The following is a 25,222-nucleotide window of genomic DNA, read 5'->3' on the forward strand; positions in this document are numbered from 1 at the left end:
CGAACAGAGAAGTTAAGCCCGTTAGCGCCAATGGTACTACAATCGTGGGAGAGTAGGTCGCCGCCTTCCTTGAAAACCCTTCATAATATTATGAAGGGTTTTTTTATGCTTAAAAATCAGCTCAAAATACTTCAGAAAATAGAGTAATCATACAATAGGATAGAGCCATTTGAAAAAATCAAAGTTCGCAGTTCATACAGATAGAAAAAAAGAAATACACAGTCCTTTTTAACTATGAGCTTTTCTGTTATATTTAAAGAATGTAATAGAAAAACTAAACATCATGAATACACACAAGTCTAGACGAAACTTTATTAAAAAAACAGCAATAGCAGGGGCTGGTATTTCTGTACTACCTAACTTAACTTTTGGCAATAAAGGATATAGTCAAAAAGAAAAACTTAAATTAGGATTAATTGGTGTTGGTCTAAGAGGAACAAATCATTTAAGAAATGTTCTTTTAAGAGATGATGTGTTAGTAACAGCAATTTGTGATATTGATCAGACTCGGATAGATCTTTCTTTAGAAGCAATCAATAAAGCAGGGGAAACTAAACCAAAAGTATTCGGTAAAAATGAGTATGACTACAGAAATTTACTAAGCCTAGAGGATGTAGATGCCGTAATTATATCTACTCCCTGGTTATGGCATACCAGAATGGCCAAAGATTCAATGACAGCTGGTAAATACACAGGTCTGGAAGTTTCTGCGGCAAATACTCTTGAAGAATGTTGGGATTTGGTAAATACCCATGAAGCTACTGGTGCACATCTTATGATTTTAGAAAACGTTAATTATAGACGTGATGTCATGGCAGTCTTAAATATGGTTAGACAAAATGTGTTTGGGGAGTTGGTGCATTTTAGATGTGGATATCAGCATGATCTGAGATTTGTGAAATTAAATGATGGAAAAACAGCATATGGAAAAGGAGTAGAGTTTGGTGAAAAAGGTATTTCAGAATCAAAATGGAGAACACAACATTCGGTAGCAAGAAACGCAGATGTATACCCTACTCATGGTGTTGGACCAATGGCTACAATGTGTAATATTAATAGAGGAAATCGTTTTTCATCTATTACATCTAATGCAACCAAAGGCATAGGTTTACACAATTATATTGTAAAAAATGGAGGAGAAAACCATCCAAATGCAAAAGTTAAGTTTAAACAAGGAGATGTTATTACTTCTACTATTGAGACTACAATGGGAGAAACCATTATAGTTACTCATGATTGTAATTTACCTCGCCCTTATTCATTAGGGTTTAGAGTACAGGGAGCCAACGGACTATGGGAGGTTGATGGAAACAGAATATACATAGAAGGAAAATCTGAATCACATAAATGGGACCAGGCAGACGAATGGCTGGCAAAATATGACCACCCTTTATGGAAAAAATATGGAGAACATGCTATGGGTGCCGGTCATGGTGGGATGGATTTTTTTGTGATTAATGCCTTTGTGCAATCTGCAAAACAAAATATTGCACCGCCATTAGATGTTTATGATGCGGCTGCATGGAGTGCAATTACACCATTATCAGAAGTTTCTATAGAGAATAATGGAGAACCGCAGGATTTTCCTGATTTTACAAGAGGAATGTGGCTCAAAAGAAAACCTTACAACTGGATTAAAGACACCTATTAATTTGGGTAGAGATCATGGAGTTGATTTACTGTAAAACACAAAATATTTAAAAGTAATTTTGAAAAAAATAAACATAATATCTCCGGGAAGAACTTGCCTGTTTGGAGATCATCAGGATTATCTCGGATTACCCGTTATTGCATGTGCGATAGATAAATATATCAAACTAAACGCTATTGAAAATACAACCACTCTTTTCAAGATAAAATTACCTGATATTGGAGAAGAAAGAGATATTCTGATACATGAAAAGTTTAAGCACATTGAGCACAGGGATTATTTTGCTTCATCTCTTAGAGTACTTCGACGATATGGGTGTATTCCTAATAAAGGTTATGATGTGAAAATACAAGGAGATTTACCGCTTAATGCTGGAGTTTCTAGTTCTTCTGCACTAATCGTAGCATGGGTAAGGTTTTTGTTGGAAGCATTCGGTGCAAACCAGGAAGTAACCCCAATATTGGTTTCAAGAATAGCGTATGAGGCCGAAGTTCTGGAACATAATGAGCCCGGAGGGTTAATGGATCAGTACTCGATTGGCTTAGGTGGAGTTTTGTTTATTGATACTAGTGAGAAAGCATCATATGAAACGATACAGGATACTGTGCCGGGATTAATCGTGGGAGAATCCGGAGTAAAAAAGGAAACAATCGGTACACTGGGGGATCGAAAAGAAAAAGCACTAAAGGCAATAGAATATGTGACACTTAAAAAACCTGATTTCAGTATAAAATCTACATTGCCTGAAGAGTATGATAAATATGAAAAATATATTCCATCTGATTTGAAGCCATATTTCTTTGCTGCACTAAAAAATCATTCTATAACGCTTGAAGCTTTACAAGAATTTAAAAAGGAAGACCCTGATATGAAGTATTTAGGGAATTTGATGAATCAACATCATCTTATTCTAAAAGATATTCTTAAAATAACTGTTCCTGTAATAGATAAAATGGTAGATAGTGCAATCAAAGCTGGAGCTTATGGAGTTAAAATTGTTGGATCAGGCGGAGGAGGCAGTATTGTGGCTATAGCTCCAAAAGATAAGGAGCAACAAGTTGTAGAAGCTATTAAACGAGAAGGTAAAACAGCTTATATTGTAAATGTAGACTCTGGAGCAAGAGTTGTTTAAAGCAAGGAGAAATTATGCATGAAAATTTAATCATTTTGGCAGGAGGTGCATCCTCGCGAATGAAAAAAGCAATAAAAACCGGATTGAGTACCGACTTAACAGCGCAAGCTAATACGCGATCAAAATCTCTTATTAGTATAGATGCAACGGGGAGACCTGTGATGGATTACCTTTTGTATAATGCTAAACAGGCAGGGTATAAACATATATTTATTGTTATTGGAGAAAAAGAAAACCTCATAAAAGAGTTTTATGGAGATAACTCTGGTGGAAATGGTTTTTACGGCCTCACTATTAACTATGCAATACAATATATCCCAAAAGATAGAGAAAAACCTTTTGGAACAGCAGATGCTCTTCATCAGGCAATCACACAATACCCAGAATTAAATGACCAAACCTATACTGTTTGTAATAGTGATAATTTGTATTCTGAAACTGCTTTAAAAGCTTTACGGAATACCGATCATGCAAATGCTTTTGTGAGTTATGATAGAGATGCATTACAATTTAGTTTGCAACGGATAGCCCGATTTGCCCTGGTATCTTTGGATGAAGAAGGATTTTTGAAAAATATAATAGAAAAACCATCAGTCGAAGACAGTGAATTCTATAAAGATAGATTTGGTAAACTTCGGGTGAGTATGAATATTTTCAAATTTGATGGAGCAACGTTTAAGGAGTATGTAGAGAATTGCCCTGTTAATGAAAAAAGGAATGAAAAAGAACTCCCTACAGCTTTATTAAATATGGTAAAGGAACATCCAACATCAGTTATTGGGATACCAGTATCAGAACATGTGCCGGATCTAACATCAAAAGAGGATATTGCTATCCTTAAAGAATATATAGAGAAACACTATGTCAATATGGATTGGAACCGATAAGACGTTTCGTATAATCTTTAAAAAAAGGTTAATCATAAAAGTTCACCTTATCTAGATGAACCTTTTGATGTTTAATATTCTTTGTATGTTTGTCTAAAATTTTGTTAAAATTGATTCTTATTCCTGATTAGAATACATATGAAAGCCATCTACTCGTTTGTTGTATTCGGATGTTTTATGTCTACTTTGTATTCTATGCAAGAACTAAAAGCAGAACAGAATACCTTTAAAGATTCATTACAAAATAAAACATTAAGAGAATTAGCAATTAAATTTTGGAAAGGGAAAGACCTTGATTCTGTTTATAAGCGAAAACTTGCGGATACTTATATTTCTAAAGCGAAAAAACAGATTAATAAAGAGAGGATAGCCGATGGATATCAAATGTTTCTTTCTATCTACAAAAAGCAACCTGAGATATCATTACAGTACGCAGACTCTATAATAGAAGTAACAAAAAAGTTACAAAATAACCATTATCCTTCCACAGGATATATGATAAAAGGAAATATATTAAGTACAATAGAACAACATGATGCAGCATTAGAAGCATATTTAGTTGCTAAAAAATATGCAGAAAGGAATAGCAATAAACGACAATTAATTGGTTTAAAACATAATATTGCATTGTTAAAAACCATCCTGGGAAAAGAGAAAGAAGCACTATTGGTGTATAAAGAGAATTATAATTATTTAATGAAACAGGAGAATAGTGTTTTAAGACGTAGTCAGATTTATATAGCTACGTTGTATAAATTGTCTGATAGTTATAATCGACTTAAGTACTATGATTCGGCATACTTTTATCTTAAGAAAGGAATAAAAGCTAGTCTGTCTAATACTTATAAGCATCATTACCCGAATCTTTTATTTGCATACGGAATCAATAGTTATTATAGAGAAGAATACCAATCGGCTATCGATAGTTTGGATAAAGCATTGATTTTATCTGAAGAAGATGTTAATGATGTAAATGTAAGAAAAGGGTATCTATATTTGGGGAAAACCTATTTGCAGCTAAAAGAAGAACAAAAAGCATTTCAATATTTAAAAAGAGTAGATGAAATTACTAATGAGTCAAACTATAGATTAGAAATAGGAGAAACATTTACATTATTGCTTGATCATTATAAAAAGAATAAAGATCAAAGGAATCAGTTAGAAATAATGAAAAAACTGTTACGGTATGAAAGCATCTCTAATATAAAATATAGCCGATTAAATAACTCCATTGTAAAAAAGTACGATATACCACAGTTGATCAAAGATAAAGACCACTTGATAAGTGAAATGAGAAATGACAATAAAGTTTTAATTTATAAGTCAATAGCTTTTGGTGTCTTTTTGATCATAATTGTAAGTTCTTTATATATTTATTTTTCTAAGAAAAGAAAAAATAATTACAAAGTTCAATTAAACAAGGAGGTAGAAAAGGTTAAAGTTTTAGAGAATACAGAGGTGAAGATTGTGAAATCAAGTAAGGATTTTTCAACTAAATTGAAAAAAGAAATACTTGAGAAGTTGAACGATTTTGAACATAATAAAGAGTATTTAAAAAACGATCTCACTTTAAACAAGGTTTCGAAAAACTTAAAAACAAATTCTACCTATTTATCCAAGGTGATTAACGTGGAGAAACAAAAGAATTTTGCAAATTATATTAATGATTTACGGATTGAATATTGTATTCAACAGATAGAACAAAATAAAAAATTTAAACATTACTCAATCAGGTCAATGGCAAAAGAAGTTGGTTTTAATAATATACAATCTTTTGCTAAAGCTTTTTCTAAACAAAAAGGATGTAACCCAGCAGAGTTTATGAAAAGGTATGTTAATTAGTTTGGGATACTTGTTTTTGTAGAGAAATAAGGTAAAGATTTATAAATCTTTACCTATAAATGATTTTTAATAGATGCTACAAGATTGTTTCTTCATTACTTTTGATGTATTCATTAATACAAGAGAAACCATGAAAAGAAAGAATAAAATTAAAATCAATCTTCAAAAAATTAAAATAACAAAATTAGATAACCCAATGAAATATGATATAAGGGGCGGTGGTTTTCAAGAAATCGATAAAACGATACATAATCTTTGTAATAGTGATGGTTGTGATTCTATAGTCCCTTGTGAATCTAAAGGACTATTAATTTGAAAATGGTAATGATCAAACTAATCTAAGCTAAAATAAATAACACAAAAGCCCAAACTACAGATCATAGTTTGGGCTTTTTTATTAGAGAGTTTTAACTAATTAATCTCTAAGAATACTTCTTGAAATTACAATTTTTTGTATTTCGCTGGTACCTTCATATATCTGTGTGATTTTTGCATCTCTCATTAATCGCTCTACATGATATTCTTTAACAAAACCATTACCACCATGAATTTGTACAGCTTCTATACTAACATCCATTGCAGCTTGAGACGCAGCTAGTTTTGCCATAGCTCCTGATAAGTCATAGTTTTCGTGGTTGTCTTTATCCATTGCTGCTTTATAAACTAACATACGGGCAGCTTCAATCTGTACATGCATGTCGGCAAGTTTAAAAGCAATGGCCTGATGATTCATGATTTCTGTACCAAAAGCTTTACGAACCTTAGCATATTCTTTTGCTAATTCATACGCTCCAGCCGCAATTCCTAGTGCTTGAGCAGCAATTCCTATACGACCTCCAGCCAATGTTTTCATTGCAAACTTAAATCCAAAACCATCTTCGCCAATTCGGTTTTCCTTAGGAACTTTTACATCATTAAATATAAGCGAATGTGTATCACTACCTCGTATTCCTAATTTATCTTCTTTTGGTCCAACTTCAAATCCTTCCCAACCTTTTTCAACAATAAATGCGTTGATACCTTTATGTCTTTTTTCTCTATCTGTTTGAGCAATAACCAAGTAATAATCAGCAGAATTACCATTAGTAATCCAGTTTTTTGTTCCGTTTAGGATATAGTGATCGCCTTTATCAATGGCAGTAGTTTTTTGAGAAGTAGCATCACTACCAGCTTCAGGTTCAGATAGACAAAAAGCGCCTATTGATTCTCCTGTAGTAAGCTTGGTTAAATATTTTTCTTTTTGCTCAGCATTTCCAAAGGTATCAAGGCCCCAACATACCAAAGAATTGTTTACAGATACAATTACAGAACAAGAAGCATCTACTTTGGATAACTCTTCCATTGCCAAAACATAAGAAATGGTGTCCATTCCGCCACCACCATACTCTGGAGAAGCCATCATTCCTAAAAATCCAAGTTCCCCCATTCTTCTTACTTGTTCTTTAGGGAATTCTTGTTTGTTATCACGTTCGATTACACCGGGTAATAGTTCTGTTTTAGCAAAATCACGAGCTGCGTCGCGTATCATTAACTGCTCTTCGGATAATTTGAAGTCCATAATTTTCTTTATAATTTACTGTGCGTGCATAACACGAAATTTTCACTTTCAATGAAAATAAATCGAGATAATCACGATTTTGTTATTAATACCACAAATATAAGCTATAATATGATAGTTTTACTGTTTTTTTGATTTTTTGAGATAATCATTTTTTAGGATAAAGTTTAAAAGATTTTTATAAGGGATGTAAAAATACCATGGATTATTTTTTTTGAAGTAAAAAAACTGCTGCTTAATTACCATAATTTTATTTTTATTTAAGCTTTTGCATGTTTAGTTTTTTATATTTGTGAAGTCGCATTTTGACTATAATTCGATTTATTGTAATATCTGGTAATATGGCTCAACTCTAACCTCCGTAATGGAGGATTATTTAATTAAAAAGATAGGATAAAATGAGTATGTTGTTTTTTAAAATGGTTTTTTTAAAAACAATTGGTTATTCAATAAATTGAAATTTTAAGAATGAAAGAGTTATTAAATAAATACGAGAATAAAACACCCGAGATAGTTTTTAATTGGAAAGATGCAGAAACTGAAGCAGAAGGGTGGACAGTTATAAATTCATTGAGAGGTGGTGCCGCCGGTGGAGGAACCAGAATGCGCAAAGGATTAGATATGAATGAGGTTCTTTCTTTGGCAAAAACAATGGAGGTCAAATTTACAGTGTCTGGCCCTGCAATAGGAGGAGCCAAGTCAGGTATTAATTTTGATCCAGATGATCCCCGCAAAAAAGGAGTTCTTAAACGATGGTATAAAGCTGTATCTCCTTTATTAAAGAGCTATTATGGTACAGGAGGAGATCTTAATGTAGATGAGATCCATGAGGTTATACCTATAACCGAAGAATGTGGAGTTTGGCACCCTCAAGAAGGAGTATTTAATGGTCATTTTCAACCAACTGAAGCTGATAAAATAAATAGAATAGGACAACTGCGCCAGGGTGTTATTAAAGTATTAGAAAATACTATGTTTTCTCCCGATGTTACCAAAAAATATACTGTGGCAGATATGATTACAGGATATGGGGTTGCAGAAGCTGTGCGACATTATTATACTATTTATGGCGGTGAAGTAAAAGGAAAAAAAGCAGTAGTACAAGGTTTTGGTAATGTAGGATCTGCAGCAGCATATTATCTTTCTGAGATGGGAGCAAAGATTGTTGGGATAATTGATCATGCCGGAGGACTCATAAATGAAGATGGTTTCTCATTTGAAGAAATAAAACAATTGTATTTAAATAAAAGAGGAAATAAGCTGTATAGTGAACAACGTATTCCTTTTGATGAAATGAATGAGAAAATATGGTCTTTACAAACCGAAATCTTTGCTCCTTGTGCAGCATCTAGATTGATTACTAAAGATCAAATTACCAAAATGATTGATTCTGGTTTAGAAGTTATTTCATGTGGAGCCAATGTACCTTTTGCAGATAGCGAAATATTTTTTGGTCCAATAATGGAATATACCGATGAACGAGTAAGCCTGATTCCCGATTTTATTTCTAATTGCGGAATGGCAAGAGTCTTTGCTTATTTTATGGAGCGAAAAGTACAGATGACTGATGAAGCTATTTTTAAAGATACTTCAGAAACCATAAAGAAAGCGATTCAGGATACTTATAACGAAAAACAAACAGAAACTAATATCAGTAAAACAGCGTTTGAGATAGCTCTTAGGCAGCTGATATAATATTAATTGTATTAACCGAGTAAAACTATGTTCAAGTATTTTTTAGGGAGCAGTCCGAAATGGTTTAAAACCGTAATGATCGGATTTTTAATTTTTAATGTATTTTCTTATTTCCTTTTAGGGCCAATGGTAACTGCATGGTTGTTTATTGGGGAGTTTATTTTTACCCTTGCAATGGCACTTAAATGCTACCCGTTACAATCAGGAGGGCTATTGGCAATAGAAATTTTGGCATTAAATCTCACCACACCAAAAAAAGCATATCATGAAATAGATCAGAACTTAGAGGTAGTTTTACTATTAGTTTTTATGGTTGCAGGGATTTATTTTATGAAGCCCTTGCTAATGTATATTTTTAGTAAAGTATTTACTAAAATAAAATCTAAGATGGTATTGTCGCTATTGTTTGTATTTCTGGCGGCAATACTTTCTGCATTTTTAGATGCTTTGACAGTAACGGCTGTTTTAATAAGTGTTACTGTAGGGTTTTATGGAGTATATCACAAAATTCATTCTGGGTCTGGAGATTTTGATGAGAGTGGGGTTTTGGATAGAAAAGAATTAAGTGGAGAAACCTTAGAACAGTTTAGAAGTTTCTTAAGAAGTTTGGTGATGCATGGGGTTGTAGGAACAGCGCTGGGAGGTGTATGTACCTTGGTGGGTGAACCACAAAACTTACTTATCGGAGAACGATTGGGGTGGGATTTTATACAATTCTTTTTGAAAATGGCACCAATTTCAATACCCGTCCTGGGAGCAGGGTTGCTTACAACAATGGTTTTAGAAAGTACAAAATCATTCGGTTTTGGAGCAAAATTACCAGAAGTTGCCAGAAAAATTATAGAAAGCTATACAGAAGATGAAGATGCAAACAGATCTGATAAATCTAAATATGGATTAATCGTTCAAGCAGTATCTGCAGTACTTTTGATTATTGGTTTAGCATTGCATCTGGCACCAGTTGGTCTTATAGGCTTAGCATTAATTATTGTTCAGACTGCCTTTATGGGAATTACAGAAGAACATCAATTAGGAAAAGCTTTTGAAGAAGCACTTCCGTTTACAGGTTTGATTGTGGTTTTCTTTGTTATAGTAGCCATGATACATGACCAACATCTTTTTACACCAATTATTGATTGGGCATTATCCTTAGATCCGGGCCAGCAACCTTCTATGTTTTATGTGGCTAATGGAGTCTTATCAATGATTAGTGATAACGTTTTTGTCGCAACAGTATATATAGGAGAAGTAGAACAAGCGTTTAATAATGGAGCAATATCACGAGAACAGTTCGAAAAATTAGCAATTGCAATTAATACAGGAACAAATTTGCCTAGTGTTGCAACACCTAATGGTCAAGCGGCGTTTTTATTTTTACTAACCTCTTCCTTGGCACCGTTAATTGGATTGTCATATACTAAAATGGTAAAGATGGCTTTTCCATATACAATAGTACTCGGAGGTATTGGTTTATTAGGAATTATATATATATTATAAGAATAAAGAATATACTTAACCTACAGAAATAACGTTAGTATACTAACACTAAATTAACAAAATCAAAATGACATATTTACCAATGTTTGGTGCTTTAGCCCAGAATACCCCAGAAATTGATCCGCAAGTAGAAGAGAATACATTGTCCATCATGGACCTTTTACTTAGTGGTGGAACAGGAGCAATCGTAATCATATCGATTCTTTTTGTATTACTGTTTGTCGCAGTTTATATTTATTTTGAAAGAATTTTTGCAATTAAAGCAGCTTCAAAATATGATGAAAGCTTTATGGATAAGATTAGAGATAGCGTAGTGAGTGGTAAAATTGAAGCCGCAAAAATTTTATGTGCACAGACGAATAATCCTATAGCAAGGTTGACCGAAAAGGGAATTTCGAGAATAGGTCATTCATTAGAAGATATTAATAAAGCAATCGAAAACGCTGGTAGACTTGAAGTATATAAACTAGAAAAAAATGTTAGTATTCTTGCTACAGTAGCAGGAGCTGCTCCTATGATTGGTTTTTTAGGAACAGTAATAGGTATGATTATTGCATTCCATAACTTAGCATCAAGTTCAGGAACAGCAGATATGGGTGTTTTGGCCGAAGGTATTTATACGGCAATGACAACAACTGTTGGTGGATTAGTGGTTGGGATTGTAGCTTATATAGGATATAATCATTTGGTGGTTCGTACAGATAAAGTGATCCACAGTATGGAAGCTAATGCTGTAGATTTCTTAGACTTGTTAAACGAACCTGCGTAATATGAATTTAAGAGGAAGAAATAAAGTTAGTCCAGAGTTTAGTATGTCTTCTATGACAGATATTGTGTTTCTGTTATTAGTTTTCTTTTTACTAACCTCTCCTGCGATTACTCCAGAAGCCTTGGATTTAATATTACCAAAAGCTAAAGGAAAGAGTTCTAATGTTCAGAATATATCGGTAAGTATTACTAATAAATTGCAATACTATATCGATGAAGAACGTATTAGTCAAAGTAGTTTAGAATCTACATTATTATCGCGATTACAAGGAAAAAATGAACCTACTATTATTCTAAGAGCAGAAGAAGGAGTTCCTATAGAAAAGGCAGTTAGTGTAATGGATATTGCAAATAGAAATAAGTTTAAAGTAATATTAGCCGTTAGGCCCGAATAAAAATGATAAAGCTAGATACAAGACATAAAAAGAAATCCTTTGTGCTTACCATACTGGTGCATATTGCGATTATCTTTTTATTGTTTTATCTAAGCTTAAATTATATGGAGCCTGAAGAAGAAAGTGGTATTGCTGTAAACTTTGGTACTACAGCAACTGGTTCGGGTAAAATTCAACCCAACGAACCTATTAAATCATCACCCAGGCAAACGACTCCCGAAACTACGTCGTCAACTCCAGAGCCACAAGAGGAATCTCCTCAAATAAAAGATAAAGTGGTAACTCAGGAACTTGAAGATGCCCCGGTAATAGAAAAAAAGCCAAAAAAGAAACCTAAAAAGAAAACAGAGAAGCCTAAAGAAAAACCTAAACCTTCAGATCAGAAGCCTTCAAAAAATACAACAAAAGAAAAACCAGTTAAAATAGTAGAAGAAAAAAAACCAGATCCAAAACCGGATAAATCTACTCTTGATATCCTAAATAGTTTTTCTAATGGTCCAAAGAATGATGGTAAAGCAAAAGGAGGAGAAGGGGATGATAGATCACCAGGGGATAAAGGAAGCCCGGATGGAGATCCTAATGCCAAATCATACTACGGAACCGGAAAAGGATTAGATGGAGATGGTAACTATCGATTAGGTGGTAGAAAGGCTCTTAATAAAGAGAAATTTGTTCAGGATTGTAATGAGTCGGGTATTGTTGTGGTAAAAATAGAAGTTAATCAAAGTGGAAAAGTGATTAGAGCTACCCCAGGGGTTAAAGGAACTACCAATAGTGCTTCATGTTTAATGGGGCCAGCAAAAAGAGCAGCTTTGGCTACACGATTTAATAGTGACTCTAAGGCTCCGGCAAAACAAGTAGGAACAATTATTTATCAGTTTAAACTTTCTGAATAATACAAAGAATGAACTATAGGGAAACCCTCGATTGGATGTTTACCCAATTACCAATGTATCAACGCCAGGGAGCTAGTGCATACAAAGTAGATCTTCACAATACGATACAATTAGCAGCATATCTAGAAAACCCCGAAACCAAATTTAAGAGCATACATGTGGCCGGAACTAACGGTAAAGGCTCTACTAGTCATATGCTGGCTTCAATACTCCAGGAAGCAGGATATAAAGTAGGATTATATACTTCACCGCATCTAAAAGATTTTAGAGAACGTATCCGAATTAACGGAGCTACCATATCTGAAGAATATGTGATTGATTTTATTTCAAAACATCAATCCTATCTAGAGTCGAATCAACTTTCTTTTTTTGAAATGACCGTAGGAATGGCATTTCAGTGTTTTGCAGAAAATCAGGTAGACATTGCTGTGATAGAAGTAGGGCTTGGAGGGAGATTAGATTCTACAAATATTATTACTCCAGAAATTTCTGTGATTACTAATATTGGATTAGATCATACTCGTTTTCTGGGAGATACTTTAACTGCAATAGCTTCAGAAAAAGCAGGGATCATTAAAGAGGGTATACCAGTCGTTATTGGAAGAAATGAAGAAGAGACTTCAAAAGTTTTTATAGAGGTTGCTAAAGCATCCGGTAGTCCTCTGTATTTTGCTGAAGATTGTAACTGTACAGTATATCCATCTGATCTAAAAGGAAGTTATCAAAGAGAAAATATAAGGACCGTTTTGCAAACCATAGATTTGATCAAATCAAATGGATGGAACATATCTGAAAATGATATTAAAAAAGGACTTCTGGATGTTGTGAAGAATACTCATTTGTTAGGGAGGTGGCAAATATTACAAAAAAGACCTAAAGTGATATGTGATACTGCGCATAACGAGGACGGGTTAAAAATGGTGATAAAACAGTTGGTTGAGGAAGAATGTGATCATCTTCATGTGGTATTAGGAGTGGTTGATGATAAAGATTTAGATATTATTTTACCATTATTTCCTGTACAGGCCAGATATTATTTTTCCCGACCTGATATTGTAAGAGGGCTTGATGAGAAAAAATTAAAAAAAGAAGCTTTAAAATTTAATCTAATAGGTAAAGATTATAAATCGGTGAAAGAAGCGTATGAAGCTGCTTTACAGAAGGCTACAGATAAAGATGTTGTTTATGTAGGAGGAAGCACATTTGTTGTTGCAGAAATAATTTAAATTTTCTTTAAAATTCTTTTGGTAGACTATAAAACTGTCTTATATTTGCATCCGCAATCGCAAGATAGCGGGCGCTTAGCTCAGTTGGTTCAGAGCACTTGGTTTACACCCAAGGGGTCAGGGGTTCGAATCCCTTAGCGCCCACCAAAAAGGAATCTTCATTTTTATAATGTTGATTCCTTTTTTATTTCTTACAAATTATTTGATAAAAACAATCGTACTTAAATATTGTATTTATGTAAATATTCTCGTTAATCTGAATAGGAAGAATTCTGTATTTTGGATTCTTTAGGAAGAACTAAAAGTTTTTGTAGTACTGATTATTTATGATAACAATATATATGAAATAGTAATGGGAAGTAGTAGAAAAACGAGTTTGTATTTAGCTATTTAATCCAAATATTTTAATGAACGTTTTTTAAATATTGAAATAAATAAAATAATTTTCTCATTTTTAAAACTATCTCTAATTTTTTGAAAAGCTATTCGCATTTGAGATTCAACAGTTTTCACAGATACATCTAATTTTTCTGCAATTTCTTTATACTTCACCCCATCTCTTTTATTTAGCAATAAAATCTGTTTGCAACGTGGAGGAAGCTCTTCAATAACTGCTAAAATCTTTTTTATCCTTAACTGTCGTTCAGTAGGATCATTGTGTTCGATTTGATTTTTTAAAACACTTAGTTTTAATTCATCGATTACCTTGTTTCTTATTTGATCTTTACGGTATTGATCAACATACAATCTGTAGCAAACTGTGAAAAGGTAATTTTTTAAAGAAGACTCTTCGGCTAAAATTTCTCGTTTATTCCATAAAATAATAAAAGAATTCTGAACAATATCCTTAGCTCTTTCTGTGTCGTATGTTAAAGTTGTTACATAAGCTAATAAAGGCTTATACAATTCATTGAAAATTAATTTAAATGCATCTTCATCATTTTTCTTAATTTTTAAAACCAAATTACTATCATTCATGCTAAATTCACCGTTATTCCTGAAATGTGAATTACAAATATGCAAAAAAAAAAAAGAATTTTCTTTTAAGGGTTTTTGGTAGACCATACGTTTAATCAATAAAGAATAGTAGTTAGTGTTGAAAAAAAAGCAGAAACTTGAAAAAATTAATTGAAAAATATTTGACCAATACAATTAGCTCATCTGAAATGATGGATTTATCCGATTGGTTAAGAAAAGATGAAAATAAAGAAACTTTTAAAGCACATATACTGCAATATTATGATCTAAATTATGCGTTACAAGATGTAGATGTTGAAAGTGAATATATGACATTGATGAAATCCATTAGTAAACAAAAAAATAGTTATAAAAAGTGGTATAAATGGGCTGCTATTTTTGTCGGTGTGATTGGACTTAGTAGTTTGTATGTCTTAAGCACCCATAATAAGGTGATTACGAAGGATAATGAGATTACTTTAAAATTAGAAAATGGGGATGTTAAAATTATTCGAGAGAATAACAATGAAAGAATAATAAATGAGGAAGGAACAATAGTGGGTGTATATCACGATGATAAACTCGAATATAAGAATACTAAAGTAAATGATAAAGAGCTTGTATATAATGAGCTATCTATTCCTTATGGTAAAAAACTACAACTTGTTTTATCCGATGGAACCATGGTTCATTTAAATGCAGGCAGTACATTAAAATATCCAGTGAAGTTTTTAAAAGGCAAAGATCGAAAAGTATTTTTCAGCGGTGAAGCATATTTTGTAATAGCAAAAGATAAACTACATCCCTTTATTGTAAATACCCAAGATGTAAATATTCAAGCTTTGGGGACTAAATTTAATGTTAATTCTTACAGAGAAGATAATGAAATGAATACTGTTTTGGTAGAAGGATCAGTTGGACTTTATAAAGTAGATGAGAAATTTGATACAAATACTTCTACTGTATTACAGCCAGGTTATAAATTTACCTGGGATAAATCTGAAGAGAGTATTGATGTAAAAGAGGTTGATGTTAGTGAGTACACTGCTTGGACTAAAGGAGAGTTATTATTTAAAATGAAACCATTTTCTGAAATTATTAAAATATTAGAAAGAAATTATGATGTCGTTATTACAAATAATTATAATTCCTTAAATGAAAAACGTTTTTTAGCAAAATTTGATACAGAAACTATAGAACAAATATTAATATCTTTTCAGAGTAGTGAAGATTTTTCTTTTACAATTGAAGAAAATAGAATAACAATAAATAGACGATAAATTTATTAACCAATAAACCAATAAACCAATAAACCAATAAACCAATAAACCAATAAACCAAATTAATGCCTATGATATAAACTTTTAATATAATTTATTAATAGAATAAAAAACGTATTGTAAAAAAAATCGAGAAATAGTGACATATTTCCCGATTATAGAATACGATTTAATCAATATGAATCATTTCGACATGAATCTTTATTATTAACTAAATCATCACAAAAATATGAAAAAATTCTTTACCTCAGGGGCATGTTTATATACCCCCCCTAAATTGAATTTAAAAATGAAACTAACACTGTTATTAACATTCATTTCTCTCTTTAAAATTCAGGCAGAATCATATTCTCAAAATACTAGGATTACCATTAATTTGGAATCTGTAAAAGTTATAGAGGTATTAGAGACTATAGAGTCGTTATCTGAGTTTAAATTTTTGGCAAATGAAAATGTGATAGATCAAAATCGTTTGGTTTCAATAAAAATGAAAAACAAACGAATCTATAAAATATTGAATCAATTATTTGAAAGTCAAGGAGTAACATATAAAGTTATAGATCGACAAATTATTTTAGTCAAAAATAAACTAAACAATAAGGCTGTTAAAAAGTTAATCCCAGAACCAGTTAAGGAAACAAGACAAGAAAAAGAAATCAATGGTACTGTAAAAGATCAACAAGGGATTCCATTAACAGGTGTAAATATAATTATATCAGGTACAACTAGAGGAGTACAAACAGATTTTGATGGAAGATATAGTATAAAAGCTTCAATAGGAGATGTATTAGATTTTTCATTTATAGGAATGAAAACAGTTTCAATTGCAGTAGGAGATTCATCAACTATTGATATCGTTATGGAAGATGACACTGCAAGTTTAGAAGAAGTAGTAGTAACTGCCTTAGGAATTAAAAGGGAGGCCAAAAAATTAGGATACTCAATACAAACGGTAGACGGCGAAGAATTAACAAAAGTTAGAAATGTTAATGTAGTTAATAATCTTGCAGGTAGAGTAACTGGTGTTCAGGTTAATCAAAACGGGACAGGTATAGGAGGATCTGCGTCGGTTACCGTTAGAGGTGTTACTTCATTAGTACCAGGACAAAACTCGGCGTTGATTGTTGTAGATGGTGTTGTTTTGGATGGAGGTAGTTTAGGAGAAGGAAGTTTTTCCGGAGGCCTGGATTATGGAAATGCATTATCCGATATAAATTCTGATGATGTTGAAAGTATTAACATTTTAAAAGGAGGGAATGCCACTGCACTTTATGGTTACAGAGGTTCTGCAGGGGTTATTGTAATTACAACAAAGAAAGGTAAAGCAGGCAGAATTAAAGTTGATCTTTCTTCTTCAGTGACTTTTGATAATGTATTAGTAGCCCCTAAACTACAGAATAGTTATGGGCAAGGTCGTTTTGATGCTGCTACAGGACAGTTGGTTTATGATATTACCAGACCCGGTAGTTGGGGACCTGCACTAGACGGTAGTCAGCAAACACGATTTGACGGTGTAGGTACTGCTCCTTACAGTGGTAATCCCGATGATTTTAAAGATTTTTATGGAACAGGTTTAACCATGATAAATTCTGTAGGCTTATCTGGAGGGTCTGAAATTATAGATTATAGATTGTCTTATTCTAATTTATTTAATAAGCCTGTTTTATCTGGGAGTGATTATAAACGTCAATCTTTGTCGTTAAATACAAATACCAATGTGACAGATAAATTAAAAGTACAAGCTAAAATTGCGTATGTAAAAAATACAGCAATTAATAGAGCTGATATAACAGATGGACAGGCAAATACAGTTCGAAGCTTGATTTTAAAACCTAGAAACATTTCTAATGCAGATTTAGAAGCCAATTATATTAATCCTGATGGTACACCAAATAATTTTGGAGGATCTTCATTTACAATGAATCCTTACTATGCAATCAACACTAAGTTGAATGAAGATACCAAAAACAGGTATACAGGATTAATAAGTGCAACATATAAACTTACCGATGATTTATCTGCTACTGCTAGATATTCTCAGGATCAAAGTAATTATGCAGCTTCTATATTCAAAGGTCGAGGGGTTTTTGATAATGCACCTTCAGGGCAATTAGTAGAAATCACACAGCAAACTACCACATCAAATTATGATTTCTTATTATCATATAATGGGTATTTAACAGAAAAAATATCTGTAAACTCAACTGTAGGATATAGTGGTTTTGAGAACAGAGCAAAATCTACAACTGTGCAAGCATCGGATTTATTAGATCCTTCACTTTTTTCAGTAAATAATTTTGGAACTAAAGGAGCTAGTACGAGATTAAGTAATCTTAAATCTCAATCTTTATTTGGTTCGGTCCAATTTGGATTTAATGATTTTGCATTTGTTGAAGTAACGGGAAGAAATGATTGGAGTTCTACATTACCAGTAGATAGTTTTTCATTTTTTTACCCTTCTGTAGGAACGAGTTTTTTATTGCATGATATTTTTGGTATTGATAGTGATAAGGTTAATCTTATAAAACTTAGAGCAAGTTGGGCAAAAACAGGAAATGCAACACTGCCTTACAGATTGGCTCCCGTATATAATGTATCTTCTGCTCCGTATAATGGACTTACATTATTTTACTTTGGAGACCCTAATTTAACACAGGGACAAGCAGAAGAAGGAGCTGCTCCAGGAACCGTAATACCTAATAAAGATCTAAAAGCCGAATTGTCATCAGAATATGAGTTGGGTATGGATGTTAAACTATTTAATAATCGATTAGGATTAGATGTTACATACTATAATAAGGAAACAAAAAATCAGATATTATCAATCTCATTACCCTCTACTACAGGAGCGCAGAGCAAAATAATTAATGCAGGTTTGGTTTCTAATAAAGGAGTAGAGATCGCTTTAACAGCAACCCCTATAAAATCGACAAATTTTGAATGGAATACAGCTTTTAATTTTAGTAAAAATGAAAATAGAATAGAAAAGCTTGTAGAAGAACTACCCACTGCTATTATAGCAAGACAATTTAATGATGTTATACAATTAACTGCCACCGAAGGGAATGTGTATGGAGATTTGGTTGGTCCATCATTTTCTCGGGATGATCAGGGACGTGTGATTTATGATAGTGATGGTTTGCCAGTTGTTGGAGAAAATAAAATCATAGGAAATGTTACTCCGGATTTCTTACTAGGAATTAATAATTCATTTTCATATAAAAACATAGAACTTGGATTTTTGATTGATATTAAATCAGGAGGAGATGTTTTCTCATTTACTGATTTTGTGGCCAGTACAAATGGTAACGATATTAGAACCTTAGAAGGAAGAGAGTTTTATACAGGAGGTAATGGTATTATGGTACCAAGTAATGCCGTTGTAGATGGTACATTATCTCCAAGTGTTGCTGCTAGAGGAGTTGATCCGGCAACATATTATCAAAGATTAGGTAATATCTCTGAAAATTGGATTTCTGATGGTAGTTATGTTAAACTAAGACAAGTATCGTTAACGTATAATTTCCCTTCTAGTATTTTAGATAGATTTTCGATTGCAAATATGTCTATAAGCTACATTGGTAGAAACTTAGCGATTCTTCATAAGAATACACAAAATTTTGATCCGGAAGTTGGTTTTAATACCTCTATCCAAGGAATTGAAATTTATGATTTTCCTTCTACCTCTAGCCATGGTGTAAAGTTAAACTTGTCATTTTAATACTAAATAATTTAAAATATTATGAAAAATATTAATAATAAAAATTATTCAAACATTAAAAGACAATTTTTTACTGTTGTATTAATGTTTGGTTTCTTAATGTCTTCATGTACTAAAGACTTTGAAGAAATAAATATCAACCCTAATTTGCCTGAAGAAAGCGGAGCAGATAACATTATGGGAGGAGTGCAGTATTTTACCTTTGCAGAGCCTAGATTTGTGGCATGGAGAGGTAATTTATTATATTCATCACAATTTTCTCATCAATTCTCAACAAGTGTTGCAGGAAGCTGGTGGGCTGGTGGTGATATATATGATAATGATCAAGGTTGGACCAATGCTGTATTTGATAAATCATTTACAAAGAGTAGTTTGAATCTACGTAATTTACTAATCAAATTTGGCGAATTAGAGGATGCCAATGGTCAAGCCGCGACTAAAATTATGATGTCTCTTTTTTATCAAAAAATGACTGATATCTTTGGGAATGTCCCTTATACCGAAGTTATACTGCCTGAGTTTGAAGTGAATCCTCCAAAATATGACACTCAAAAAGTTATTTATAGAAGCATTTTAGAAGATCTAAAAGCGCAAATGGATGCCATAGGAAACTCAACAACAACTATTAGTGGTGATACAGGGGATTTTATATATGGAGGAGATCCTCAAAAGTGGAAAACTTTGGCAAATACATTGCGATTGCGCATGGCATTAAGAAGTAGAGATGCATTTACAGCAGATGGAGATGGTGCTTTTATTGATAGTGTTATAGCAGATTGTTTATTAAATTCACTAATAGACGAAACTAATGAGGCTACACTAATTAGATCTCGTGATGCTCTGGTTAATGGTAATCTAGATGGTGGTTTTGAAGACGTTTATTGGGGATTTGGAACTGGTGCAGGAGGTAATGGAGTTACAGGCTCTAAATGGATTTTAACAGATAGACTTGTAAATCTTATGCAAGATAATAATGACCCAAGATTACCAGAAATTGCAACTGAGGCAGAAAACGGAGGGTATGTCGGAGGTATGCCTAATGTAAGAGTTGCCCCAACCTGGGAGGATATGTCTAAACCTGGGCCAAAAATAGTAGGAACATCTTTTTCTGATATTAATGATCAAGTACCTGTAATGGTATTAACAGCAGCTGAGTCTTATTTTTTACAAGCAGAAGCGGCATTGTTAGGGTATGGAGGAGATGCTAATAGTTTATACCAAAGCGGTATATTGGCTAGTATTAATTTTTGGGGAGGTCAAAATGCTGGTGATTTTATAACAAATGAAACTATTGCTACATTAAGCGGTCCTACTCAAGATCAGCTTAATCAGGTTTATAACCAAAGATGGTTAGCATCTTTAACAAACGGATATGAAAGTTGGGCATTGGTAAGAAGAGTAGATTTAATACCACAAATAACCGATAATGTTAATTTTTGGGTAAGTCAACCTAATAATGGTAGCGTTCCTAGAAGATTACGATACTCTAGTACAGAATCAACCTCTAATAGTGTTAATGTACAAGAAGCAATTAATGCTCAAGGTCCTGATATAATGTCTACAGCTCTTTGGTGGGATGTAAATTAATTTACCATTTATAATAGAGTATAAATGAATGCCAGATTAAGTTTTTAAGAATGACTATTTTTCAGAATTAATTTCAGAAAATAGAAAAGTGTTTTTTGTAGTCATGATTATTGCAAATTTTGTATAAGAATAATGATATAAAAAATTACGATATACATGCAATAAACTTAGTCTGGTAATTTATGCTATAATTCATTCTTTTAATGAATATAGAAAGGATTATCGTTTTCACTACTTAATCATCAAACCACAGAAATTTGAAGTAAAATGCAATACGAGTTATGAAAAATATTAAAAAAATTATATTAATTTTTGTTTTTATAGCATCATGTTTTCACACTAACGCGCAAGTTGAACTGTTAGAAAAATATGATTTAATGCCTTGGCCAAAAGAAATTAAAGAGAACGGTCAAAAATTTATCATTAAAGAAGATTTTACGATTGCAGTAAATAAAGATGATATTAATTCTAAAATAGTTAATGCAACAACAAAATTTCTAAGAAGATTGTCTGGTAGAACTGGAGTATTCATTGAAGAAGGGTTTGCGACAACAACTTCTATAACTAAGACCCCATCTTTATTTATAGATTATAATAGAGAAGGTAAATTAGAATTAAATGAAGACGAATCGTATGAACTTTCAATATTAAATAACCAAGTAACCTTAACAGCGATAACAGATATAGGTATAATAAGAGGATTGGAAACCTTATTACAGCTTAATGCTCATACTAAAACCGAATATTTTTTTCATGGAGTTGATATTAAAGATGCGCCCAGATTTCCCTGGAGAGGTTTAATGATAGATGTCGCCAGGCATTATGAACCACTAGAAGTGCTAAAAAATAACTTAGATGCCATGGCTGCTGTAAAAATGAATGTTTTTCATTGGCATTTAACCGAGGATCAGGGTTTTAGAGTAGAGATAAAATCAAGGCCTAAATTTCATCAATTAGCATCAGATGGACAATACTATACCCATGAACAGATAAAAGAATTAGTAGCGTATGCATCCAACTTAGGAATTAGAGTTGTCCCCGAATTTGATATACCAGGTCATGCAACTTCTTGGTTAGTAGCATATCCAGAAATGGCAAGTAAGGATACCATCTATAAAATAGAAAGGTATGCAGGTATTTTTAATCCTACTTTGGATCCTACAAAAGAAGTTACCTACCAAATCATTACTGATGTGTTTTCAGAAATAGCTCCGCTTTTTCCTGATAAATATTTCCATATTGGAGGTGATGAAAATGAAGGTAAGCATTGGGATGAAAACGATAAAATTCAAGAATTTAAGAAGAAGAATAATATAAAGGATAACCATGAATTGCAAGCGTATTTTAATATTAAAATTCAAAAAATATTAAAAGAGCAAGGAAAAATCATGATGGGATGGGACGAAATTTTGCAACCAACTTTGCCCAAAGATGTTGTTATACACTCCTGGAGAGGTAAAGAAGCTATGTTAAAGGCAGCTAAGCAAGGCTATAAAACGGTATTATCCAAAGGGTATTATATAGATTTATTAAAATCTATTAAACATCATTATGCAAATGAACCAATTTCAAAAGATCATGGTTTAACAGAAGAACAACTAAAAAACATTTTGGGAGGAGAAGCAACAATGTGGGGAGAATTAGTTACCCCTGTTTCTATAGATTCTAGAATTTGGCCTAGAACAGCTGCAATTGCAGAAAAACTGTGGTCATCTAATGAGGTTAATGATGCGGATAATATGCTTAAAAGATTAGAGAGTGTTAATTATAGATTAGAAGAATTAGGAATTTCGCATATAAGAAATAGAAATGTAATTTTAAGGAACATTAGTAATAATCAAGACCTAAAATCATTGATTAATCTCACAAAAATTTGTGAACCACTAAAAGCATATCAAAGAAATAAAGGAGGAATCCAGTATAAATCGTATTCACCATTTACGCAATTTGTAGACGCATGTAACACAGATGCTATTGATGCTATACTATTTAATAAAAGTGTAAAAAAATATTTAAAATCTAGAGCAGATAGTGGTAAAAAGGAGGTTATATCGATGCTTGACAAATGGATAACAAATCATACTGATTTCAATGAAATAAATAATAATCCAACATTAGCAAAATTAGAACCTTTATCTTCAAAATTAGCAGAACTATCATCCATTCTAAAAAAAGGAATAGCTAGAGGAAGCATAAACAAAACTGAGCATCAAAAATCAATAGGCATTATTGATTTTCTTAGTAAGCCAATTGTTGACACAGAACTCGTAATAATACCAGCAATTAAAGAACTAATCACAAGTATAGAAATTAAAAATGTAAAACCTTAATATATTGAAAAATACTATAATGTTCACAGTAATACTTTTTGGAGCAATTATTTTTAATTCGTGTAATAAAAAAGAAAAACTTATTGATAATAGTAACGATTTTACTAAAGAATATGAGTTTACCAAAGGTATCGAAGGTCCGGCAGTAGATAGTAAAGGAAATCTATATGCGGTTAATTTTAAAGAAGAAGGCACAATAGGTGTTGTTAATAGCAAAGGAGAAAGCTCCTTATTTGTAAAATTACCTACAGGTAGCATTGGTAACGGAATTCGTTTTGACGAATCCGATAATATGTATATAGCAGATTATACAAATCATAACATACTGTTTTTAAAAAATGGATCAAAAGAAGTTGTTGTTTTTTCTCATGACTCTACAATGAACCAACCAAATGATATTGCTATTTCTTCTAATAGAACCTTGTATGCAAGTGATCCTAACTGGAAAAATGGAACAGGTAATTTATGGATGACCTCTAATCGAAAGCTTGTTTTGGTAGAAAAAAATATGGGAACAACTAATGGTATAGAAGTTAGCCCTGATGGGAAGAGATTGTATGTTAATGAATCTATACAACGAAACATTTGGGTTTATGATATAATGGATAACGGCCAGCCCGTTAATAAAAGAATATTCAAGACATTCAAAGATTTTGGCTTAGACGGTATGAGATGTGATGCTAAAGGAAATTTATATGTGTGTAGATATGATAAAGGAACTGTATTAGTATTATCACCCGAAGGTAAAGAGCTAAGAGAAGTACAACTAAAAGGAAAAAAACCAACTAATATCGCTTTTGGAGGGGAAAATAATACTCAATGTTTTGTAACAATGGCAGATAGAGGATGTTTTGAGACATTCTTTTCTCAAAAATGATTATGCGTTTTTTATAATATAGACCAGTATGGTATATTCTATTATTAAAAAAAAGATTTATTTGTTTTTATTGACTATTCAACTACTAGCCAATTGTAGCTCTAGTGATAGTGTTATAGATACAAATGCAAATGATCTTGTTGAGTTAAGCACTATCCAGTCAGGTGTGCAGAAGGCATATCCAAAAGGATCTACAAAATCCCAATATGGATTCTATGCATATGTTCCTTCTGAATATAATATCGCCAACACAGAAAAATACCCTTTATTGATCCACTTACATGGGGGTGGAGCAAGAGGAGATAGCTCTGTAAACCCAAATGATTTAAATTCTATTTTATTTGACGGTCCTCCGTCATTAATACATAAAAATCAATGGAATCCCAAACATCCTATGATTGTTGTATCACCCCAATCTCCATCTATTTGGAATACGGAAACCTTGCATAATTTTATTACTTTTTTGGTTGACAATCTAAAGATAGATACGCAGCGAATATACATGACAGGATTTAGTATGGGAGGGAAAGGTTGCTATGATTATGTTTCTTCAAAAGGCAATAAATCATATGTAGCGGCCATAGTTCCTATCGCAGGATGGGGAGATGTGTCAATAGGAAATCAATTTACTAATATTCCTGTTTGGGGATTTCATGGAGATGCAGATAGGATTATTTCACATGATAAATCGATTTTAATGGTTAATGCAATTAATGCAGAAAACCCAACAACAAAAGCCAAGATAACCATATACTCTGGTGTCGGTCATGACTCTTGGTCTAGGACTTATGACAATACAGGAAAAGGTAGTGGAAACAGTGCTTATGATCCCTTTGATATTAGCATTTATGAGTGGATGTATTTATACAAAAAGACTGATTTATAAATGATATTGCTAATAAAGAATTATAACCTATACAGAA

The 25,222-nt window shown here is 32.5% G+C and carries 19 protein-coding genes and 1 tRNA gene; 18 read left to right on the forward strand and 2 right to left on the reverse strand.

Annotation, left to right across the window (positions count from 1 at the left end; translation table 11 throughout):
- The first annotated feature begins 283 nt into the window (after positions 1–283).
- The 5 genes from DG435_RS14525 to DG435_RS14545 all read left to right on the forward strand — a co-directional run bounded on the left by DG435_RS14525 (position 284) and on the right by DG435_RS14545 (position 5,828).
- Positions 284–1,651, forward strand: a complete 1,368-nt coding sequence (locus tag DG435_RS14525; protein WP_106792471.1) for a Gfo/Idh/MocA family protein — start codon at positions 284–286, stop codon at positions 1,649–1,651.
- Positions 1,652–1,709: 58 nt separating this feature from the next.
- The gene (locus tag DG435_RS14530) at positions 1,710–2,783 is read left to right on the forward strand and encodes a galactokinase family protein (protein ID WP_106792472.1); all 1,074 of its coding nucleotides are present in this window, start codon (positions 1,710–1,712) and stop codon (positions 2,781–2,783) included.
- Positions 2,784–2,797: 14 nt separating this feature from the next.
- Positions 2,798–3,670 carry a sugar phosphate nucleotidyltransferase gene (locus DG435_RS14535; protein WP_106792473.1) on the forward strand — a complete coding sequence of 291 codons (873 nt, stop codon included), beginning with the start codon at positions 2,798–2,800 and terminating at the stop codon, positions 3,668–3,670.
- Positions 3,671–3,808: 138 nt separating this feature from the next.
- Positions 3,809–5,512 (forward strand): helix-turn-helix domain-containing protein, encoded by a 1,704-nt coding sequence (locus DG435_RS14540; protein ID WP_106792474.1) that lies wholly within the window; start codon positions 3,809–3,811, stop codon positions 5,510–5,512.
- A 73-nt stretch (positions 5,513–5,585) separates the two neighbouring features.
- A complete protein-coding gene (locus tag DG435_RS14545; protein WP_106792475.1) occupies positions 5,586–5,828 on the forward strand; it encodes a hypothetical protein in 243 nt (80 codons plus the stop codon).
- A gap of 99 nt (positions 5,829–5,927) precedes the next feature.
- On the opposite strand, the gene DG435_RS14550 is transcribed toward DG435_RS14545, so the two are convergent.
- Positions 5,928–7,070 (reverse strand): acyl-CoA dehydrogenase, encoded by a 1,143-nt coding sequence (locus DG435_RS14550; RefSeq protein WP_106792476.1) that lies wholly within the window; start codon positions 7,068–7,070, stop codon positions 5,928–5,930.
- 468 nt (positions 7,071–7,538) lie between these two features.
- Between DG435_RS14550 and DG435_RS14555 the strand changes: the two genes are divergently transcribed.
- The 7 genes from DG435_RS14555 to DG435_RS14585 all read left to right on the forward strand — a co-directional run bounded on the left by DG435_RS14555 (position 7,539) and on the right by DG435_RS14585 (position 13,694).
- The gene (locus DG435_RS14555; RefSeq protein WP_024772015.1) at positions 7,539–8,765 is read left to right on the forward strand and encodes a Glu/Leu/Phe/Val dehydrogenase dimerization domain-containing protein; all 1,227 of its coding nucleotides are present in this window, start codon (positions 7,539–7,541) and stop codon (positions 8,763–8,765) included.
- A gap of 27 nt (positions 8,766–8,792) precedes the next feature.
- Positions 8,793–10,262 carry a sodium/proton antiporter NhaB gene (gene nhaB, locus DG435_RS14560; protein ID WP_106792477.1) on the forward strand — a complete coding sequence of 490 codons (1,470 nt, stop codon included), beginning with the start codon at positions 8,793–8,795 and terminating at the stop codon, positions 10,260–10,262.
- 82 nt (positions 10,263–10,344) lie between these two features.
- Positions 10,345–11,031: a MotA/TolQ/ExbB proton channel family protein gene (locus DG435_RS14565; RefSeq protein WP_234387089.1), complete on the forward strand. Its 687-nt coding sequence runs from the start codon at positions 10,345–10,347 to the stop codon at positions 11,029–11,031.
- A gap of 1 nt (position 11,032) precedes the next feature.
- Positions 11,033–11,425, forward strand: a complete 393-nt coding sequence (locus DG435_RS14570; protein ID WP_024772018.1) for a biopolymer transporter ExbD — start codon at positions 11,033–11,035, stop codon at positions 11,423–11,425.
- 2 nt (positions 11,426–11,427) lie between these two features.
- Positions 11,428–12,321: an energy transducer TonB gene (locus DG435_RS14575; RefSeq protein WP_108840629.1), complete on the forward strand. Its 894-nt coding sequence runs from the start codon at positions 11,428–11,430 to the stop codon at positions 12,319–12,321.
- 8 nt (positions 12,322–12,329) lie between these two features.
- The gene (locus DG435_RS14580) at positions 12,330–13,547 is read left to right on the forward strand and encodes a folylpolyglutamate synthase/dihydrofolate synthase family protein (protein WP_106792480.1); all 1,218 of its coding nucleotides are present in this window, start codon (positions 12,330–12,332) and stop codon (positions 13,545–13,547) included.
- Positions 13,548–13,616: 69 nt separating this feature from the next.
- Positions 13,617–13,694: transfer RNA gene (locus DG435_RS14585), tRNA-Val, on the forward strand.
- Between the two features lie 243 nt (positions 13,695–13,937).
- On the opposite strand, the gene DG435_RS14590 is transcribed toward DG435_RS14585, so the two are convergent.
- Entirely contained in the window at positions 13,938–14,525 is a 588-nt protein-coding gene (locus DG435_RS14590) for an RNA polymerase sigma factor (RefSeq protein WP_159025557.1), read from the reverse strand.
- A 137-nt stretch (positions 14,526–14,662) separates the two neighbouring features.
- On the opposite strand from DG435_RS14590, the gene DG435_RS14595 reads away from it, so the two are divergent.
- The 6 genes from DG435_RS14595 (at position 14,663) to DG435_RS14620 (ending at position 25,185) form a co-directional block, all read left to right on the forward strand.
- Positions 14,663–15,784, forward strand: a complete 1,122-nt coding sequence (locus DG435_RS14595) for a FecR family protein (RefSeq protein WP_159025558.1) — start codon at positions 14,663–14,665, stop codon at positions 15,782–15,784.
- Between the two features lie 289 nt (positions 15,785–16,073).
- On the forward strand, positions 16,074–19,505 hold the full coding sequence (locus DG435_RS14600) for a SusC/RagA family TonB-linked outer membrane protein (protein WP_159025559.1): 3,432 nt from the start codon (positions 16,074–16,076) through the stop codon (positions 19,503–19,505).
- Positions 19,506–19,526: 21 nt separating this feature from the next.
- Positions 19,527–21,092, forward strand: a complete 1,566-nt coding sequence (locus tag DG435_RS14605; RefSeq protein ID WP_106792484.1) for a SusD/RagB family nutrient-binding outer membrane lipoprotein — start codon at positions 19,527–19,529, stop codon at positions 21,090–21,092.
- Between the two features lie 281 nt (positions 21,093–21,373).
- Positions 21,374–23,422: a beta-N-acetylhexosaminidase gene (locus tag DG435_RS14610; RefSeq protein ID WP_106792485.1), complete on the forward strand. Its 2,049-nt coding sequence runs from the start codon at positions 21,374–21,376 to the stop codon at positions 23,420–23,422.
- A gap of 4 nt (positions 23,423–23,426) precedes the next feature.
- Positions 23,427–24,299: an SMP-30/gluconolactonase/LRE family protein gene (locus DG435_RS14615; RefSeq protein WP_234387086.1), complete on the forward strand. Its 873-nt coding sequence runs from the start codon at positions 23,427–23,429 to the stop codon at positions 24,297–24,299.
- A 28-nt stretch (positions 24,300–24,327) separates the two neighbouring features.
- Entirely contained in the window at positions 24,328–25,185 is an 858-nt protein-coding gene (locus DG435_RS14620) for a dienelactone hydrolase family protein (RefSeq protein ID WP_106792487.1), read from the forward strand.
- The last annotated feature ends 37 nt before the right edge of the window (positions 25,186–25,222 follow it).

Source organism: Aquimarina sp. Aq78 (assembly GCF_900299525.1).
Taxonomy (GTDB): domain Bacteria; phylum Bacteroidota; class Bacteroidia; order Flavobacteriales; family Flavobacteriaceae; genus Aquimarina.